Source organism: Mycobacterium sp. NBC_00419 (genome assembly GCF_036023875.1).
Taxonomy (GTDB): Bacteria; Actinomycetota; Actinomycetes; order Mycobacteriales; family Mycobacteriaceae; genus Mycobacterium.
Window position 1 is genome coordinate 5,066,142 of the sequence record NZ_CP107931.1, and the last position, 16,839, is coordinate 5,082,980.

18 protein-coding genes are annotated in these 16,839 nt (G+C 65.1%); 12 read left to right on the forward strand and 6 right to left on the reverse strand.

Annotation, left to right across the window (positions count from 1 at the left end; genetic code table 11):
- Positions 1-53 precede the first annotated feature (53 nt).
- The 8 genes from OG976_RS24255 (at position 54) to OG976_RS24290 (ending at position 7,039) form a co-directional block, all read left to right on the forward strand.
- Positions 54-482 carry a nitroreductase family deazaflavin-dependent oxidoreductase gene (locus OG976_RS24255; RefSeq protein WP_328354761.1) on the forward strand — a complete coding sequence of 143 codons (429 nt, stop codon included), beginning with the start codon at positions 54-56 and terminating at the stop codon, positions 480-482.
- A 214-nt stretch (positions 483-696) separates the two neighbouring features.
- The gene (gene pdxS / locus OG976_RS24260; protein ID WP_328354764.1) at positions 697-1,617 is read left to right on the forward strand and encodes a pyridoxal 5'-phosphate synthase lyase subunit PdxS; all 921 of its coding nucleotides are present in this window, start codon (positions 697-699) and stop codon (positions 1,615-1,617) included.
- A gap of 10 nt (positions 1,618-1,627) precedes the next feature.
- Positions 1,628-2,473 (forward strand): acyl-CoA thioesterase II, encoded by an 846-nt coding sequence (gene tesB / locus OG976_RS24265; RefSeq protein WP_328354767.1) that lies wholly within the window; start codon positions 1,628-1,630, stop codon positions 2,471-2,473.
- Entirely contained in the window at positions 2,470-3,063 is a 594-nt protein-coding gene (pdxT, locus tag OG976_RS24270) for a pyridoxal 5'-phosphate synthase glutaminase subunit PdxT (RefSeq protein ID WP_328354770.1), read from the forward strand. The genes tesB and pdxT overlap by 4 nt, the downstream gene beginning before the upstream one ends.
- A 402-nt stretch (positions 3,064-3,465) precedes the next feature.
- The gene (locus OG976_RS24275; protein ID WP_328354773.1) at positions 3,466-4,473 is read left to right on the forward strand and encodes an alpha/beta hydrolase; all 1,008 of its coding nucleotides are present in this window, start codon (positions 3,466-3,468) and stop codon (positions 4,471-4,473) included.
- 58 nt (positions 4,474-4,531) lie between these two features.
- The gene (locus tag OG976_RS24280) at positions 4,532-5,335 is read left to right on the forward strand and encodes an NUDIX hydrolase (RefSeq protein ID WP_328354776.1); all 804 of its coding nucleotides are present in this window, start codon (positions 4,532-4,534) and stop codon (positions 5,333-5,335) included.
- A 55-nt stretch (positions 5,336-5,390) separates the two neighbouring features.
- Positions 5,391-5,873 carry a Zn-ribbon domain-containing OB-fold protein gene (locus OG976_RS24285; protein WP_328354779.1) on the forward strand — a complete coding sequence of 161 codons (483 nt, stop codon included), beginning with the start codon at positions 5,391-5,393 and terminating at the stop codon, positions 5,871-5,873.
- Positions 5,870-7,039: a thiolase family protein gene (locus OG976_RS24290; RefSeq protein WP_328354782.1), complete on the forward strand. Its 1,170-nt coding sequence runs from the start codon at positions 5,870-5,872 to the stop codon at positions 7,037-7,039. The genes OG976_RS24285 and OG976_RS24290 overlap by 4 nt, the downstream gene beginning before the upstream one ends.
- Before the next feature lie 13 nt (positions 7,040-7,052).
- Here the strand turns inward: OG976_RS24290 and OG976_RS24295 are convergent, their stop codons facing one another.
- The gene (locus OG976_RS24295) at positions 7,053-8,063 is read right to left on the reverse strand and encodes a phosphotransferase family protein (RefSeq protein ID WP_328354785.1); all 1,011 of its coding nucleotides are present in this window, start codon (positions 8,061-8,063) and stop codon (positions 7,053-7,055) included.
- Positions 8,060-9,265, reverse strand: coding sequence for an acyl-CoA dehydrogenase family protein (locus OG976_RS24300; RefSeq protein WP_328354788.1), 1,206 nt, complete (start codon positions 9,263-9,265; stop codon positions 8,060-8,062). The genes OG976_RS24295 and OG976_RS24300 overlap by 4 nt, the downstream gene beginning before the upstream one ends.
- Before the next feature lie 140 nt (positions 9,266-9,405).
- On the opposite strand from OG976_RS24300, the gene OG976_RS24305 reads away from it, so the two are divergent.
- Both OG976_RS24305 and OG976_RS24310 read left to right on the forward strand, forming a co-directional pair.
- Entirely contained in the window at positions 9,406-10,263 is an 858-nt protein-coding gene (locus OG976_RS24305) for a helix-turn-helix domain-containing protein (RefSeq protein ID WP_328354791.1), read from the forward strand.
- Between the two features lie 13 nt (positions 10,264-10,276).
- A complete protein-coding gene (locus tag OG976_RS24310) occupies positions 10,277-11,029 on the forward strand; it encodes an SDR family NAD(P)-dependent oxidoreductase (protein ID WP_328354794.1) in 753 nt (250 codons plus the stop codon).
- An 8-nt stretch (positions 11,030-11,037) separates the two neighbouring features.
- Here the strand turns inward: OG976_RS24310 and OG976_RS24315 are convergent, their stop codons facing one another.
- Together OG976_RS24315 and OG976_RS24320 are read right to left on the reverse strand one after the other, a co-directional pair.
- Positions 11,038-11,232 carry a ferredoxin gene (locus tag OG976_RS24315; RefSeq protein WP_328354797.1) on the reverse strand — a complete coding sequence of 65 codons (195 nt, stop codon included), beginning with the start codon at positions 11,230-11,232 and terminating at the stop codon, positions 11,038-11,040.
- Positions 11,233-11,292: 60 nt separating this feature from the next.
- Positions 11,293-12,567 carry an acyl-CoA dehydrogenase family protein gene (locus OG976_RS24320; RefSeq protein ID WP_328354800.1) on the reverse strand — a complete coding sequence of 425 codons (1,275 nt, stop codon included), beginning with the start codon at positions 12,565-12,567 and terminating at the stop codon, positions 11,293-11,295.
- 133 nt (positions 12,568-12,700) lie between these two features.
- On the opposite strand from OG976_RS24320, the gene OG976_RS24325 reads away from it, so the two are divergent.
- On the forward strand, positions 12,701-13,822 hold the full coding sequence (locus tag OG976_RS24325) for an amidohydrolase family protein (RefSeq protein WP_328354803.1): 1,122 nt from the start codon (positions 12,701-12,703) through the stop codon (positions 13,820-13,822).
- A gap of 59 nt (positions 13,823-13,881) precedes the next feature.
- On the opposite strand, the gene OG976_RS24330 is transcribed toward OG976_RS24325, so the two are convergent.
- The gene (locus tag OG976_RS24330; protein ID WP_328354806.1) at positions 13,882-14,817 is read right to left on the reverse strand and encodes an SDR family NAD(P)-dependent oxidoreductase; all 936 of its coding nucleotides are present in this window, start codon (positions 14,815-14,817) and stop codon (positions 13,882-13,884) included.
- A gap of 117 nt (positions 14,818-14,934) precedes the next feature.
- On the opposite strand from OG976_RS24330, the gene OG976_RS24335 reads away from it, so the two are divergent.
- The gene (locus OG976_RS24335) at positions 14,935-16,134 is read left to right on the forward strand and encodes a cytochrome P450 (protein WP_328354809.1); all 1,200 of its coding nucleotides are present in this window, start codon (positions 14,935-14,937) and stop codon (positions 16,132-16,134) included.
- On the opposite strand, the gene OG976_RS24340 is transcribed toward OG976_RS24335, so the two are convergent.
- Positions 16,135-16,797 carry a TetR family transcriptional regulator gene (locus tag OG976_RS24340; protein ID WP_442930567.1) on the reverse strand — a complete coding sequence of 221 codons (663 nt, stop codon included), beginning with the start codon at positions 16,795-16,797 and terminating at the stop codon, positions 16,135-16,137. It abuts the gene before it with no gap.
- Positions 16,798-16,839 lie beyond the last annotated feature (42 nt).

The following is a 16,839-nucleotide window of genomic DNA, read 5'->3' on the forward strand; positions in this document are numbered from 1 at the left end:
TGTACTATACCGATTGGTCTACTAGACTTATCGGTCTACCCCGGGAGGCGGCCATGGCGATCACCGACACAGACAAGACACTGCGCAAGTTCCGCAGAGAGCGGCTACTCGGACGCTATGTGTTCAATCCGATGGTCCAGGGGCTGAGCAGGTTGGGTGTGCGCACCACCTTGGCTACCGAGCTGGAGACCGTCGGCCGCAAGACCGGCCAGCAGCGCCGGGTACCGGTCTCGGCCCAGTTCGACACCGGTGGCGCGTGGATCATCTGCCAACACGGCAGCCGTTCCGGGTGGGGCAGCAATATCGCCGCCAACCCGAGTGTCCGCATCCGGCAGGGCGATCGCTGGCGTACCGGAGTGGCCGAATTCAGGCCCGACGACGACGTGGTCGCCCGCGCCCGAGGCTTCGGCCGACTCGGTTCCCGGGTCGTCAAGGCGCTGGAGACGACTCCGGTGTCGGTTCGGATCGACTTCACCGACTGACAACGTCGCGGCCCTGCCTGCGCGGGCCGATCCTGGCGGGGCGTCACCTGCGAGCGTTGGGGTAGATTCACGCCATCGGCGACTGCCTCCTCTGACGGTTCGACCGACCCGCCCTCAGCGGGCGGAAGCGTGGTCGGCGGTGCGCTCAACCGCGGAGATATTCAGTTTGGGGCGGCCCACTACACTGGATCCGTGTCAATAGAAGGGATGAACCGTGGATACCGCAGCTGGACGTAACGGCACGGGCAGCCACGCGCAGACCGGTACAGCCCGGGTGAAGCGCGGCATGGCGGAGATGCTCAAGGGCGGCGTCATTATGGACGTCGTCACCCCCGAGCAGGCGCGGATCGCCGAGGCGGCCGGCGCGGTGGCGGTGATGGCACTCGAGCGCGTCCCGGCCGATATCCGCGCCCAGGGTGGGGTGTCCCGGATGAGCGATCCGGACATGATCGAGGGCATCATCGCCGCGGTCACTATCCCGGTGATGGCCAAGGCCCGCATCGGGCACTTCGTGGAGGCCCAGATCCTGCAGAGCCTCGGCGTCGACTATATCGACGAGTCCGAGGTGCTGACCCCGGCCGACTACGCCCACCACATCGACAAGTGGAAGTTCACCGTTCCGTTCGTGTGCGGCGCCACCAACCTCGGCGAGGCGCTGCGCCGCATCACCGAAGGCGCGGCGATGATCCGCTCCAAGGGTGAAGCCGGCACCGGTGACGTGTCCAACGCCACCACTCACATGCGCACCATCGGCGGGGAGATCCGCCGCCTGTCCTCGCTGTCCGAAGACGAGCTCTTCGTTGCGGCCAAGGACCTGCAGGCCCCCTACGATCTCGTGGTCGAGGTGGCCCGGGCCGGCAAGCTTCCGGTCACGATGTTCACCGCGGGCGGTATCGCCACCCCCGCCGACGCGGCGATGATGATGCAGCTCGGCGCCGAGGGCGTGTTCGTCGGCTCGGGAATCTTCAAGTCCGGCAACCCCGCCGAGCGGGCCGCCGCCATCGTCAAGGCCACCACGTTCTACGACGATCCCGACGTCCTGGCGAAGGTGTCGCGTGGCCTCGGTGAGGCGATGGTGGGCATCAACGTGGAGGACATCGCGCAGCCACACCGGCTCGCAGAGCGCGGCTGGTAGGCGCTGCCTAGTGGCGATCGAAGAGATCCTCGACCTCGAGCAACTCGAAGTCAACATCTACCGCGGTGGTGTGTTCAGCCCCGAATCCGGTTTCCTGCAGCGCACTTTCGGCGGCCATGTGGCCGGTCAGTCACTGGTGTCGGCGGTGCGCACCGTGGAATCGGAGTTCCAGGTGCACTCGCTGCACGGGTACTTCCTGCGTCCCGGTGACGCCACCAAACCCACCGTCTACATCGTCGAACGGCTGCGCGACGGCGGCTCGTTCGTCACCCGCCGGGTCAACGCCGTGCAACACGGGCAGACGATCTTCTCGATGTCGGCGTCGTTCCAGACCGACCAGAGCGGTATCGAGCATCAAGACGCCATGCCGGAAGCTCCACCGCCCGACGACCTTCCCGGTTTCGTCTCCAAGGGCGGGGTGTTTGACGACGCCGGCTTCGCGCAGTTCGCCGAGTGGGACGTTCGCATCGTCCCGCGCGACCAGGTGACCACCGATCCCGGCAAGGTCTCCCAGCAGCAGGTGTGGTTCAAGCACAAGGATCCGCTGCCCAACGACCACGTCCTGCACATCTGCGCCCTGGCTTACATGAGCGATCTGACCCTGCTGGGTTCGGCACAGGTGCACCACGCCGAGGATCGCAAGCACCTCAACGTCGCTTCGCTCGACCACGCCATGTGGTTCATGCGGCCGTTCCGCGCCGACGAGTGGCTGCTCTACGACCAGTCCTCGCCGTCGGCATGTGGTGGCCGGGCACTGACCCACGGCCGGATCTTCAACCGCTACGGGGAGATGGTCGCCGCCGTCATGCAGGAGGGGCTGACCCGCTATCAGCGTGGATACCCCGCTGCCCAATGACCGTGCGGATCGGTGTGCTCGCCCTGCAGGGTGACACGCGCGAGCATCTGGCCGCACTGCGGGAAGCAGGTGCCGAAGCCTCCACGGTGCGCCGCCACGGCGAGCTCGAGGCGGTCGACGGTCTGGTGATTCCCGGCGGGGAGTCCACCACCATGAGTCATCTGCTGCGGGCGTTCGACCTGCTCGACCCGTTGCGCCAGCGACTGGCGGACGGTATGCCGGCCTACGGCTCGTGTGCCGGAATGATCCTGCTGGCCAGTGAGATCCTCGACGCCGGTGAACCGGGCCGAGAGGCTGTTCCGCTCGGCGGCATCGATATGACTGTGCGGCGCAACGCCTTTGGGCGCCAGGTTGACTCCTTCGAGGGCGACATCGACTTCGCCGGGCTGGACGGTCCCGCCCATGCCGTGTTCATCCGGGCGCCGTGGGTGGAGCGGGTGGGGCCGGACGTGCAGGTGCTCGCGCGCGCCGACGATCACATCGTCGCGGTGCGCCAGGGCGCGGTGCTGGCCACGGCGTTCCATCCCGAGATGACCGGCGACCGGCGAGTGCACAAGCTCTTCGTCGACGTCGTCACCGGCCGGGCCTGAAGGCACGCTGCGCCAATTCGTCAAATGACGTTTACCCGGCGTCAATGCGGGCACACACGTCCTGCCGTGATGGGCGTCCATACTGGCCGGACAGAAGGCTCGCGGCGAAGGGTGGAAGCGTGATGTTGTCACGAATCTTGTTCCGCCTGCACCTGCGGGAAGTGGGCGCGGACGCGCAACCGCCTCGGGGTGCCGTCAGCCACCGCTTCGCGTGGCGGCCGGCTTGGCAGTACCAGTCAGCGGATCGTCCGACCGGCTGGTGGCGCGCGCTGTAGTCGCCGCGCGTGGGCAGCTGAGCTTTCCACGGATTCAATGAGATAGATCATTTACTCATATTGGTCGATACCGGTGTGCGAAACTTCCAACCGCACTCAATGATCAGGACCAGTAGAGGACTTGGACATGTCAGGCGCGGGCATCGTGAACATGGTTCGGCACGACATCGAAGTGGACGTATCCGGTAGTTGCGCGATCGATGGGCAACTGGCGGTGGTAGCCACCGTGCATCTTCCGCCGCCCGAGGCGGCGGCCGACGGTCTGACCGTGTTGTTCGCCCTGCCCGGAGGCGGATACAGCCGCGGCTACTACGACATGCACTTCTCCGGTCACTCCGGCTATTCACAAGCTGAGCATCACGTCGCGCGCGGTCTCGCTGTGGTCGCGATCGACCACCTCGGGGTCGGGGACAGCACTCCCGCGGTCAGCGGCGAGGTGCGCATCGAGGACATCGCCGCTGCCAACGCCGCTGCTGTCGAGAAGATCGCGCAGTTGCTGGAGACGGGGAGCGCGGTGGCGGGGTACCCGCCAGTGCGGATCGCGCGGCGGGTCGGTGTTGGCCAGTCGATGGGCGGGGCGATCACCGTCGTCATGGCGGCGCGGCACCGGCCCTACGACGCGATCGCAGTCCTCGGGTTCAGTGCCGTCCACACTGTCCTGCCGCTACCTGATCAGTCAGTGACCGACGAGGTCGCCGCGCGCGTCGGCACCGAGCGACGGGACGCTGATCCGCGTACGCAATCGGTGGTCGCAGTCGCTGAGCGGATCCCCGATTTCCTATACCCCTTCTTCTGGTCTGACGTGCCCGAAGACGTCGTGGCCGCCGACACCCGCGGCGGCTATCCGTTGCGCACCGAGGCGCCGCCCTTCGGCAGTGTTGCGATCCCCAGCTCTGTGGTGACGCTGCTGTCGCCGGGATGTATTGCCGACGACGCCGCGGCTGTCGAATGCCCCGTATTCGTGGGTGCCGGGGAGCGTGACACGCTGCCGGCGCCGCACCGCGAGGCGGCTGCCTATGAAAAGTCGACTGATGTCACGGTCTTCGTGGTTCCGCAGATGGCGCACATGCACAACTTCGCGTCCACGCGGCTGACGCTGTGGGATCGGGTTGCCGCCTGGGCGGCGGCTCTGTGATCAACATTCGGGCCGGAGTCTAAAATGGCTCCAGTGTTTTACACTGTATAGTCTGGTCGTGCGTCCGCAGGACGCTGTTGTTGATGTCGGTGCCCGGGCACGAGCGAGGTGGATGAACGTGACATCGGTAGGTCCCTCGATTCCCTCGTCCTGGCATCGCGAACGGGGCAGTGGTGCAGTGCCGCCCGTTGAGTTGCCCGCAGCGACAGCGGTTCTGGCGCGCGACGGACAGAGCGGACTAGAGGTCCTGTTGCTCAAGCGGGCCACCACCACCTCCTTCGCCGCCGATGCCTGGGTGTTTCCCGGGGGTCGCGTCGAGTCGGACGACACCGAGGACGAGGGGACAGACGGTGCCGACGCCTTTGGTCTCGCGGCTGCGCGGCGGGCCGCCGTCCGCGAGACCGAGGAAGAAGCCGGCATTGCGATCGAGGGGGCGGATCTGCAGCCTATTGCGCATTGGACCCCCGGACCCGAGGCGCCCAAACGCTTTTCGACCTGGACGCTGTTCGCTCGCGTCGAGCCGGCAGTTCGCGTGCAGATCGACGGCGGCGAGATCGTCGATCATCAATGGATCGCGCCTGCCGACGCGCTGGACCAACACCGTCTGGGCAACATCGCCATGTTGCCGCCCACTTGGATGACGCTGCGCACCTTGTCGCAGTATGGGAGTTCGACCGCTGCTGCGGCCGGCATCACCTCCGCGCCGGTGGAGAGGTTCGTCAGCCGGGTCGCAACAGGCAGCACCTGCCGGGTGATTCTGTGGGACGGCGACGCGGGGTATCAGACCCTGGACGCCGACGCGACGGGCCCGCAACACCGGCTGTATCTGGATGAACGTGGCTGGCGGTACGTGCGGACATGACAGCGATGATCGGGCGTCGCATCGCGCAAGCAGAACTGTCAAGGATCGGGATTCGATGAGGAGTGGTGCGATGGCGGCGCAGCAGGATGCAGAACACGTCGACGATTCGGAGTTGGTGCTTCGCTTCCCCGGGGAGGCGATAACGCACGACAACAAGGCCCACTATCGTGGCCGGTTGCAGCGCCGTCTCCTGGTCAACACCTGTACAGACTGCGGCGCATGGCATCATCCGCCGAAGCCGGTGTGCCCGCAGTGCTGGTCCTCGGCTATCGAAGCCACTGAGGTCAGTGGTTCCGGCGTCATCCACCTCGCGGTGTTCCTGCACCAGGGGCCTCCTGGCGAAGGGGTTGACTACTCGACCCCGTACCCGGTTGTCAGCGTTGACCTGGACGACGCGCCGGGAACCCGCTTCACGACCACCGTCGTCGGCGCGGACAACAACGACATCGCGATCGGGCGGCGGGTGCGATTGGACTGGACCACGCGGGCCGGAAGCCCGATGCCGGTGTTCCGGCTCGACAGTGAGGTGAAGAAGTGAACACGGCTAACCCGCTGCGCCACAAGGTCGCCATTGCAGGTGCGGCGAGCACTGGCTTCACCGCGGCCAACACTGCGTTCACTAAGACGGCATTGGCGGCCCAGGCTTGTATCGACGTCATTCGTGCCTGTGGATTGACCCCCGGTGATATCGACGGATTATGCGGTTCCACGCCGCCGACTCAGGAATTGCAAGCGGCCCTTGGCATTCCACGTGCGACCTGGGTGGCGAGTCCGTTCATCCCCTTTGGCAACCACGTCGCTGCGGCAGTATCCGCTGTGCATAGCGGTCTCGCGGAAGTCGTCCTGGTCTATCACGCGGCCTACCGCGAGGCCTGGAATACCTCCTCGTCGCTAAAGGATCCGTTCCGTCGCATCGCTACGCCGGGCCTGACGGAGCCGCACCCTGGACCGGAGAGCATGGCAGCCGCGGTCGGCTACACGGCCTGGGCATCGCGCTACATCCATGAATATGGCGCTGACAAAGCGGATTTCGGCTTGATTGCGATCAACGAGCGAACCAATGCCGCCATGAATCCGCTGGCGGCCATCACCAAACCCATCACGATGGACGACTATCTGTCGGCAAGGATGATCCGGCACCCCCTATGCCTGCTCGACATGGACATTCCGGTTGACGGAGCGGACGCGTTCATCGTCACCACCGCCGAACGTGCCCGCGACCTCCCGTTGCCCCCGGTCCTGGTCGACGCAGTGGTGCTCGGACAAGTGGCACCCAACGAGGAAGACCAGATCCGCGACCTCGGTCATCATGGCCAACAAGTGGTGATCGATACGCTGAAAGCCAAGAGCGAGTTCTGGATTGACGACGTCGACGTTTACTTTCCTTACGACGGCTTCACCATTCTGGCGTTGTCCTGGATCGAGAACGCGGGATGGTGTGGCCCAGGGGAAGCCGGTGACTTCCTTCGTGAGCACTGGGACAGCAGTTCCAATCGCGTGCTGATCGACGGTCGTGTTCCGATCAACCCGCACGGCGGATCGCTGTCCGAGGGTGCGACCCAGGGCTCTGGGCACGTACGCGAGGCGGTTCACCAGTTGCAGGGTCTGGCCGGCGAACGTCAGGTCACCGATGCGCAACGCGCGTTGGTGACACCGGGCGGGTTCTTCTTCAATGCTCAGGGCATGACGTTGACCCGCGGGTGACCATGACCGGCAGCTAGCCCAGTGCCCGCAGACCATATGCGACGAACTCCGGAACCGTTGCCCCGGCGCCGAGCTGGCCGGCACCGGCTTGGGCGCCGTGGCGGGCTCGGTGCGCGATGCCTTCGGCGATCACCGCGATCTTGAGGCAGGCCAACCCGATATAGAAGCCCCAGTCGGATAGGTCGCGTCCGGAGACGTGGGCGTAACGCTCTGCGATGGCGTCCGCCGTCGGTAAACGGGAGCTGGTCCAGGCTGCGCGGGTACCGATCACCGCATCGAACTCGGGCATGCGGTAGACGCACATCAACGCGAGATCGGTCAGTGGATCTCCGAGTGTTGACATCTCCCAGTCGAGGACCGCTCGGATTGTCGATACGTTCGCAGGATCGAGGATCGTGTTGTCCACCCGGAAGTCGCCGTGGATGACCGCCGACCCGCTGCGCGAGGGGACCCGGCTGGCCAGCCGGTCGCCCAATGTGTCAAGGTCCGCTATGTCGCGGGCCTTGACGCGCTCCCACTGTCGCAACCACAAGGCCACCTGGCGGCCAGCGAAACCGTCTGGGCGGCCGAAGGTTTGGAGACCAACGGTGGCGTAGTCGACGGCGTGGATCGCGACCAGGCAGTCGACCAGAGCGTCGGTCAGGCTGCGGATCTCCGCGTCTGTCAGGCCGGTCAGGTCGTCCTGGCTGCGGATCACCGTGCCGTCGACATACTCAACGATGCTGACCGGCACGCCGAGTGCGGCCCCGTCAGGGTCGCAGGCGACTGCGGCCGCGATGGGCACTGCGGTGTTGCGCAGTGCCCGGGTGACCGTGAATTCGCGGCCCACATCGTGTGCCGAGGGGGTCAGGCCTCCAAGGGGTGGCTGCCGCATCACCCAGCATGAGGCCCCGTCGGAGAGCTTGTGGGTCAGGTTGGATCGTCCGCCGCTGATGAACTCGGCGTGTAGATCGCCGGCAATGTCGATTCCGTTGTCGCAGAGGAACTGCCGCAACGCGGTCAGGTCCACACCCCCGGCGTTCATCGGCTCTGCGCCGCGCTGCGGGCGGCTCGTACCCGCCGCTTCGCCAACGCCCAGCGGTGTACCTCAGAAGGGCCGTCGTAGATGCGGAAGGGGCGAACCTCACGCAGCAACCGGGCAATCGGAAGGTCGTCGGAGACACCTAAGCCCCCGCACATCTGTACGGAGCGATCGACGATGCGGTAGATGGCCTCGGCGGCAAAAGTCTTTGCAATCGACGTCGACTCTGCTGCGGTGTCGCCTTGGTCGAGTTCCCAGCACGCCCTTACCAGCAGAGCGCGGGTAGCGGCGATGTCGATTTCGTTGTCGGCAACCATCTGCTGGATCATTCCGAGATCGCCGAGGCGCGAACCGAATGCTTCGCGATTGGCGACATAGTCCAGCGCGACATCGTGGGCTCGGCGCGCGGCGCCCAGCCACCGCATCACGTGCGTCATGCGGGCCGGGCCCAGCCGTACCTGCGCATAGCTGAAGCCCTGGTCGACCTCGCCGAGGATGGCGTCCTCACCGACCAGGACATCGTTGAGCGCGACCTCGCAGTGCCCGCCCAGCATCGAGTGATCCAGTGTGCCGATGTGGCGCCCCACGGAGAGCCCGGGCGTCTCTGCGGGTACCAGGAACATCGTCGCGCCACCGCGCTGACCGGGTTCGCCGGACGTGCGGGCCATCACGATGAAGAACGCGGCGCCGTCGGCGCCGGTGATGAACCACTTCTGCCCAGTGATTCGCCAGCGGTCACCGGTCCACTCGGCTCGGGTGCGCAGTGCTGCCGGGTCCGAACCGGCTCCCGGAGCGGGCTCGGTCATGGCGAAGGCCGAGCGCACTGCACCGGTGGCCAACGGAGCCAGAAACTCCGCTCGTTGCGTCGGGCTGGCCACGTGCGCCAGCAGATGCACGTTTCCTTCGTCGGGCGCCGCGATGTTCAGCGCGGTCGGGCCGAACACCGAATAGCCGGCGGCTTCGAAGACGGGGGCGCGATCAGACATGTTCAAGCCGAGTCCGCCGTACTCGACGGGGGCGTGCGGTGCAAAGACACCGGCCGCCTTGGCCGCGTCCTGGAGTTCGCGCCGGATCGTGTCGCCGCCCGCAGCGCTGATATCTCCGTGGTATCGATCTTCGACCGGTAGCACGGTCGAGGTCACGAACTCCTCGGTGCGCTGCGCCAGGTCCACGACGTCCTGCCGATAGGCCAGATTCACCGTCATGCGTTGCTCCAATGCCTTGTACCGAGTGATCGCTCCGTAGCTGCGGATCGTGCAGAGGTTGGCATATCGGCTATGTTTTGTTCAACAACAATGCTTTAGCGGTACGCATCGGGGTCAAAGCCCCAGGATCGAGGATCGGTATGTTCAGTAATCCTGAACATAGCGAGCCGCCCGTTGGGGTCGCCTTGCGTGCCGCGCGGATGCAGGCGGGTTTGAGCCTTCGCGCCTTGGCGGCGCAGATCGGCGTGAGCGCGGCAACCCTCAGCGCGATCGAGAACGGTCACACCGGCCTCAGCGTCCAGCGACTCCAGCGGGTCGCCGCCGTCCTCGAGGTGGCCCCGGCGCGGCTGCTGAGCATGACCGGCACAGATACCGCGGCGACGTTGCATCGCGAGGAATCTGCTCAGTGGCGCAGCTTTCCGCCCTTGACCATCGACCCCGTGCTGCGGGGGGCCATCGACGCATTCGTCGAGACCGGCTATCACGGAACCTCGATGCGAATGCTGGCCGCGCGGATCGGGGTCAGCGTGCCCGGGATTTACCATCACTATGCCGACAAGCAGCAATTGCTGGTGCGGATCCTGGACGTCACCATGAGCGAACTGAGTTGGCGTATCGAGTCGGCGCGACGGGAAGCCGATGACGGGCGCACCGAGGTGGCGCACATCGTCGAAGCGCTCGCGTTGTTCCACACGCACCACCGCAAGCTGGCATTCATCGGCGCCAGCGAGATGCGAAGTCTCGAAGGTCCGAACCGGCGAAGGATCACCGGCCTGCGTGACCGGGTTCAGTACATGCTCGACGAAGCCGTCGACCGCGGCATCGCCGACGGCACTCTTCAGACCTCAGAGCCACGTGCTGCCGCGCGTGCCATCGCCACCATGTGCACCTCACTGCCACAGTGGTTTCGCGATGACGGCCCGCGCCGCGCCGAGGACATCGCCCGGGCCTACGTGGGCTTCGCGGTGGCCATGCTGACCAACCCTGCTACTGAATAGGAACGCAAAAGCTATGATTGACAGCAGTTTTCACACGTCGGCGATCATCACCGGCGCATCCCGGGGAATTGGCCTGGCGATCGCCGAGAAGCTGGCCGGCCAGGGTATGGGGCTGACGATCTCGTCACGCACCGCAGCTGATCTCGAAGCGCTTGCACCGCACCTACGTCAGCTGGGTGCGCGCTCGGTGACGACGATCGCCGCCGACATGGCCGACGCGGAGTCGCTGCCCGCCATTATCGAACGCCATCGTGAGGCCAATGCCGATCTCAGTGCCTTGATCGTCAATGCCGGGGTGGGATCGTCTGGTGACATCGCCGATTACGCCTTGCGCAGGCTGGACAAGACGCTCGCGATCAACTTTCGGGCCCCGTTTCAGTTGATCCAGTTGGCGCTTCCGCTGTTGCGGGCTGCCGCGGAACGACATCGCGATAGCGGGGCGAAGATCGTCGTGCTGTCATCGATCACCGGTGTTTACGCCGAACCTGCTCTCGCGGCCTACGGTGCATCCAAGGCAGCTCTGATTTCACTGGTCGAGGCGCTCAATATCGAAGAGTCGAGTGCCGGTGTGTCCGCTGTCGCGATCGCCCCGGGCTACGTCGACACGGATATGGCCGCTTGGGTGCATGACCGCATCCCGCCGCACACCATGATTCCTGCCGACGACGTCGCCTCGATAGTGCAGACGCTGCTGTCGTTGTCGCGGCGTACGACGCTGGGCCCAATCGTGATGGCACGCGCCGGTTCTGGCGGGCACTGTGCCTGACGCGGGTGTCAGTCCTCTTCGAGGATGAGAGCACCTTCCGGGCAAGCCTCCACGCCCAGGCGGGTCAGCTTCTCGTCGCCAGCGGCGACTTCATGAGCTTCCAGAATTGAGTAGCCGGAGTCGTCGAGCGGAAACAATTCGTCGCTGACCGCATTGCACAACGCGTGGCCGGCGCAGCGAGAAGAATCGAGTCGGATCTTCATGGGGTAAACCTCTTCCTCGACGTGATAAGCGTGCCGCTATACCGGCAGATCATTAGATCACTACAGACCGAGGCGCTCCAACAGACGCTCATGCGACAGTGCCGGTCCGCCGAACAGCAGGTTGGCCGAGATCGCGCGGTGTTGCAAAGCGGTGGTTTCGGGGGAGGGGCCAAGGAGTTCGGCGACCTGCTCGGTGACCGAAAGGGCGGCCGCGGAGGCAGCAATGTGGGCCGTCGCCGCCCGCTCCGGTGTCGGCTTGTCGACGGCAGCCCGCCAGGTGCCCACGGCTTTCGCGTGCTGGATTGCCACGTCGGTCAGATCGGCTCCGTCGTGGGTGGTGAGGTGCTGGACGGCCCGCTCGATGAGACCGACCTGCTCGCCGGCCAGGGCGGTCGTGGCCCGTCCCAGCGCTTCGAACATCAACCGCCCGCCCGCGCCTTCGCGTCCCAGGATCGTGGCGGGGGTGTTGGTGCAGCTGACCTCGAAGAGTGGCCGGGTGGCGTCGAGTACCGGATGGGGGGTGACCGCAACGCCGGGGGCGGTGCGGTCGACGGCGAACACAGACGGTCCGGCAATCGATCTGCCGACCACCAGGATCACGTCGGCCGTGTCGGCACCGGGAACGAAGTGCTTCACCCCGTCCAAGCGCCAGCCGGTCTCGGTCGGGGTGGCCCGGGTCTTGACGAGCACCGGATCCCAGGAGCCGGTCTGTTCAGCGGCGGCCAGGGTGGCGTCGATCTCGCCGTCGAGGAGGCGTTGCGCCAGCGCAGCACCGGATTCCGACCGGGTGATGGTGGTGAGCATCTGCCAGGCCAGCCCGAATGAGGCGAAGAAGTTGGAGTCGCTCAGGCTGTGCCCGGCCGACCGCATGGCCGTGGCCAGACCGGTGGCGCCTTGCTCGGCGATCAGGCGACGCCAGCCGGATTCCAACGGGTAGGTGTTGGCGGACACCTGTGCGGCGACATAGTCCAGTGCCGTGCCGGCGGCCGCCACGCGAGCAGCCGCGGCAGCCCTGCCCAGCGCAGCAGGGTCTGCGGCTGCGGCAATGTACCTGTGCCGCAGTGGATTACCGGTATCGGCGATCAGCTTCGGTCCGAGCACGGTGGCCGCGAAGGTGGCGCTGCGGTGCAGCGCCTCGTAGCGCAGTACCTCGGCGAATGCCGCTTGTGGGCATAGGCGTGCCGCGTCCAGGTCGACCAGCAGAGTGGCCAGATCGCGGCGTAGTGCGCGGTCGTCCCATGTCCAGGTCGACCGCATGAGCGCGAACAGGTCCTCTGCGGTCAGCGCCGATTCCAGATCGGTGTCTACGGCAGTGGGGGACTGGACGGAAGTCACGAGGCGGCCTCCTGGCTCGGGTGGAAGAAATGTGACGGACTTCGTGGTGCAGAACTAACATTACACTGTATAGTAAAGCCAGTGGCGTCGGCCATCGGCGGTCGGCGAATGGTGCAGAAGGAAGACCAGCGATATGACACAGGTTGAAGTCCAATCGGATACCCCCGCACAGGACCGCCAGAAGATCTGGGCGCACTCCGGTGATTCGCACCTCATGGAGCCGGAGGATCTCTGGACCTCGAGACTGCCCAAGGACCTGGCTGATCGGGCACCGCGGACCGAACGCGGCGAGAAGTACGAGATCGCCTACGTCGACGGCAAGCAGGTCACACGTCAGCTCAACGATTTCATGGACGCCATGCGGCCGCCGGGCTTCAGGGATCTCAAGATCCGCCTGCGCGACATGGACCAGGAAGGGGTGCGCTGCCAGCTGGCCTTTCCCTCTTCGGGCTTCTGGACCGTCGAGATCGAGGACCCGGCTCTGGCCCGGCCCGTAGCCCGGGCGTGGAACGAGTGGGCCATGGAGGATTTCATGGGCCAGCAGAACCGGATCCTGGCTCCGGCTGTCTTGCCGCTGCCCGAACCCGCCGACGCGGTGAAGGAACTGGAATGGGCTGCCGAACGCGGCTTCCAGGCGGTCTTTCTGCCCACCGGCACCCCGGAAGGCCGCGAATGGGGCCAGGAGATGTGGAGCCCACTGTGGGATGCGGCCGCAGCCAACGACATGGTGCTGGCGTTCCACATCGGCACGGGTGCGGCCACCGTGCTCTACCGCGGACCCGGCGGTGCCGTCGTCAACTACATGGAGACCACCTACCCGGGTATGCGGGTGGTGTCGCACCTGGTATCCAGCGGTGCACTGGACCGGCATCCTGACCTGAAGATGCTCGTTGCCGAGGCCGGTGCGGCTTGGGTGCCGGCGATCGGAGACCGGATGGACGAGGCGTATCGCCAGCACGGCATGTTCGTGCGCCCGCGGCTCGACCGGTTGCCCAGCGAGATCGTCCGGGCTCAGGTGTACACCTCCTTCCAGCACGACATCAGTGCCGTGCAGGTCATCGAGGACACCGGCTACTACAACGTGATGTGGGGTGACGACTACCCGCACCTGGAGGGCACGTACGGTCACACCCAGGACACCCTGCATCAGGTCTTCGACGGAGTCGACGCGGGCATCAAGGACCGGGTGTTGCGCGGGACCTTCGAGGAGCTGTTCACTGTGCCGACGGTCGAGGATCTCACCGTCGCGAGCTGACACTGCAACCGACAACAGAGGCGGGCAACCCGAAAGGGTTGCCCGCCTCTGTGTTTGGTTCAGCGATTGATCTGCTCACGGAGGTCGTCGGGCAGCACTCCGGCGGTCATGTCGTCTGACTGGCCGAGATCGGTCGGGAAGATGATGGAGGTCCGGGCGAACTGGCCACCGTCGGCTGAGGCGATCGTCTGTCCGGACATGTAGGCCGACTCGTCGGAGACCAGGAACAGTGCCAGGTTGGCGTTGTCGCGCAGCACCGGCGGACGATCGAGACGTAGCGGCATGGCGCGGTTATCCGGATCCCACGGCATCATCTCCTCGTACGACTTGCCCAGCACCTCACTCTCCGGTGTCATCGCGAAGTTCACCGACATGCCGTGTGTCGGGCAGATCGCATTCGCCCGGATGCCGTACTTGCCGAGTTCCACTGCGACCGCCCGGGTCAAGCCGTTGCCGGCGGCCTTGGACGCGGTGTACATCGGAAAGCCGGGGTATGCGTTGAGTCCTGCGGCCGAGGTGGTTGCCAGGAGGGTGCCGCGGGAGTTGTTGGTCACCATCCATTTTGCGGCGTGCTTCCACGCCAGATAGATGCCGGTGACGTTGGTGGCGAAGATGTTGTTCCAGTCCTCCAGGCTCGAATCGACGAAACCCTGCATCCCGAAGCCTGGTTCGGGGATGCCCGCATTGGCCCACATCACATCGATACGGCCATAAGCCTCGACCGTCTCGGCGACGAGGCGCTCCATGTCGGTATCACTTCGAACATCGGCGTCGATTGCGACAGCGGTTCCGCCGGCGGCCACCACCTCCTCGGCCACCGCCTTGGCCCGGCCGGGAACCACGTCGCTGGTGACGATGGTTGCCCCTTCGGAGGCGAACAGCAGGGCGGACTCCCGTCCCAATCCCGAACCGGAACCGGTTATCGCAATGACCTTGTCTTTCAATCGCATCCGCGTGTAGCCCTTCTTCTTCACCAGTGCGCGTGGTTCACGCATCGCATTCGGTAAATCATCTGCCGGTATTGAGCACCGACAACAGCAAATGCTACTGTGTTGCCTGTCACGTTACAACGTACAATTTCAGGTGACGTCCCCAGACACAGTGAGGTTCCGATGACACAGGCCGCCCGATTCGATCCTCGGTTCGCACCACTGACGCTGCAGGTCAAGGACATGGCCGAGCCGCAGCCGATCTACTACCAGAAGGCCGCTGATGTTCGCGCCGAGCGGGTCGAAGGCGTGGTGACGCTGTATCGGCTCGAGGACATCGTGGCGATCAACCGTCACCCCGCGATCCTGGGTACCGGTGGGCGGGGCGGGTCATTCGGTCATGAGGGCAAGTTGATCCCGTTGGAGATCGACGGTGAGGATCATCGCCACTGGCGCCGGTTGCTCGACCCGATCTTCGCGCCGAAGAAGATTGCGTTCCTGGAGGACCAGATTCGGACTCTGGCAAGGGAACTGATCGCAGAGTTCAAATCAGCGGGACATACCGAACTGCACGATTCGTACTGTGTGCCGTTGCCGTGCTTGACCTTTCTGCGCCTGTTCGGCGCGCCGGTGGAGGACCTCGACTTCTTTGTGGAGTTCAAGGACGGGGTGATCCACCCGCAGGGCGAGACCATGGAAGAGGCCGAGGCCAACATGATGGTCTCGGCGATGAAGATCTACGAGTACTTCGCGACCTTCCTGGCCGAGCGCAAAGCGGATACGGAGCAGAAGCCGGACATCATCTCGACGTTGCTGCACTCCCAGGTCGACGGCAGGCCGTTGACCGACGAAGAGCTGGTCAACATCATGTTCCTGTTCATGTTCGCCGGTCTGGACACGGTGACGTCCTCGATGTCGTGCATCTACGGCTGGCTCGCGCAGCATCCCGAGGAACGGAACCGGCTGGCCGCCGACCCCTCGTTGATCCCGGCCGCCATCGAAGAACTGATGCGCTATGAATCGCCCGTCCCAGCCGGGATGCGCTACGCAGAAGAGGACATCGACCTCGGTGACGGTTTGGTGATCCGCGCGGGAGAAGCCATTCACGCGGTCTGGTCGGCGGCCAATGTCGACCCGAATGCGTTCGAGGATCCGTTGACGGTCAAGCTCGATCGCGGCCGCACCAGTCACATCGTGTTCGCCAGTGGAACGCATCGGTGCTTGGGCTCGCATCTGGCGCGGCTGGAACTCCGGATTGCCACCGAAGAACTGCTCGCGGCAATTCCGGACTTCGAGGTCGATTCCAACGAGCCACTGGAGTACAACAATTCGGCGGTGCGTGCCGCCCTGAAGCTGCCGGTGAAATTCGCCCCGTCGGCCTGATCAACCCAGCTGATCGTGGGCCTGCTTGTCCAGCTGGACTTGCAGGCCCACGATCAGGGTGTCGATACCGTAGGCGAAGAAATCTCGGCCCCGCAGTTTCCCCAGGTAAGGCATCAGGTTTCGCAGAGTGTCATCGAGGTCGTCAGGCATCGGTTGGTCAGGTGCGCCCTGCACCTGCACCTGATAGCGGCCGAACAGGTAAGTGTGAATCATCGCGTAGGACAGGAAAACGCGCGAATCCTTGAAGCCGGCGTCAACGAGGATGTGGATGATGCCGGTCATCAGCCTCATGTCGGTATAGGTCATCCGTTCCAGAAGAACCGAGGCGACACCGGGATGATCATGTAACCGCTTGTCGATGTTGGTCAAAACGGTACGCAGACGCTCATTCCACGGGCCCGAGTCCGCTGGCGGGATGTCGACTTCGGACAGCAGTTTGCGGCCCACCAACTCGAGCAGTTCCTGCTTGTCGGTGACATGCCAGTACGCCGCCATCGCCGAGCGCCCCAGTTCGCGGGACAGCCTGCGCATCGAGAGAGCCTCCAGCCCCTCGGCCTTGATCACAGCCAGTGCGGCCGCAACGATCTGGTCTTCGGTCAGCGGTGGATTCTTGGCGCGCCCCTTCGCGGCCGCTTTCGGCCCCGGGGTCTCGGTAGCAATGATGTCGACCTGCCATCCTTTACAGTGGACAATTGTCCTGATGGT

Bases quoted from the DNA above. Each gene is read 5' to 3' on its own strand.
- OG976_RS24305 (WP_328354791.1), top strand. From the start codon at position 9,406: ATGTTCAGTAATCCTGAACATAGCGAGCCGCCCGTTGGGGTCGCCTTG.
- OG976_RS24330 (WP_328354806.1), bottom strand. From the start codon at position 14,817: ATGCGTGAACCACGCGCACTGGTGAAGAAGAAGGGCTACACGCGGATG.
- pdxT (WP_328354770.1), top strand. From the start codon at position 2,470: ATGACCGTGCGGATCGGTGTGCTCGCCCTGCAGGGTGACACGCGCGAG.
- OG976_RS24310 (WP_328354794.1), top strand. From the start codon at position 10,277: ATGATTGACAGCAGTTTTCACACGTCGGCGATCATCACCGGCGCATCC.
- OG976_RS24300 (WP_328354788.1), bottom strand. From the start codon at position 9,265: ATGACGGTGAATCTGGCCTATCGGCAGGACGTCGTGGACCTGGCGCAG.
- OG976_RS24275 (WP_328354773.1), top strand. From the start codon at position 3,466: ATGTCAGGCGCGGGCATCGTGAACATGGTTCGGCACGACATCGAAGTG.
- OG976_RS24285 (WP_328354779.1), top strand. From the start codon at position 5,391: ATGAGGAGTGGTGCGATGGCGGCGCAGCAGGATGCAGAACACGTCGAC.
- OG976_RS24295 (WP_328354785.1), bottom strand. From the start codon at position 8,063: ATGAACGCCGGGGGTGTGGACCTGACCGCGTTGCGGCAGTTCCTCTGC.
- OG976_RS24255 (WP_328354761.1), top strand. From the start codon at position 54: ATGGCGATCACCGACACAGACAAGACACTGCGCAAGTTCCGCAGAGAG.
- OG976_RS24335 (WP_328354809.1), top strand. From the start codon at position 14,935: ATGACACAGGCCGCCCGATTCGATCCTCGGTTCGCACCACTGACGCTG.
- OG976_RS24325 (WP_328354803.1), top strand. From the start codon at position 12,701: ATGACACAGGTTGAAGTCCAATCGGATACCCCCGCACAGGACCGCCAG.
- OG976_RS24315 (WP_328354797.1), bottom strand. From the start codon at position 11,232: ATGAAGATCCGACTCGATTCTTCTCGCTGCGCCGGCCACGCGTTGTGC.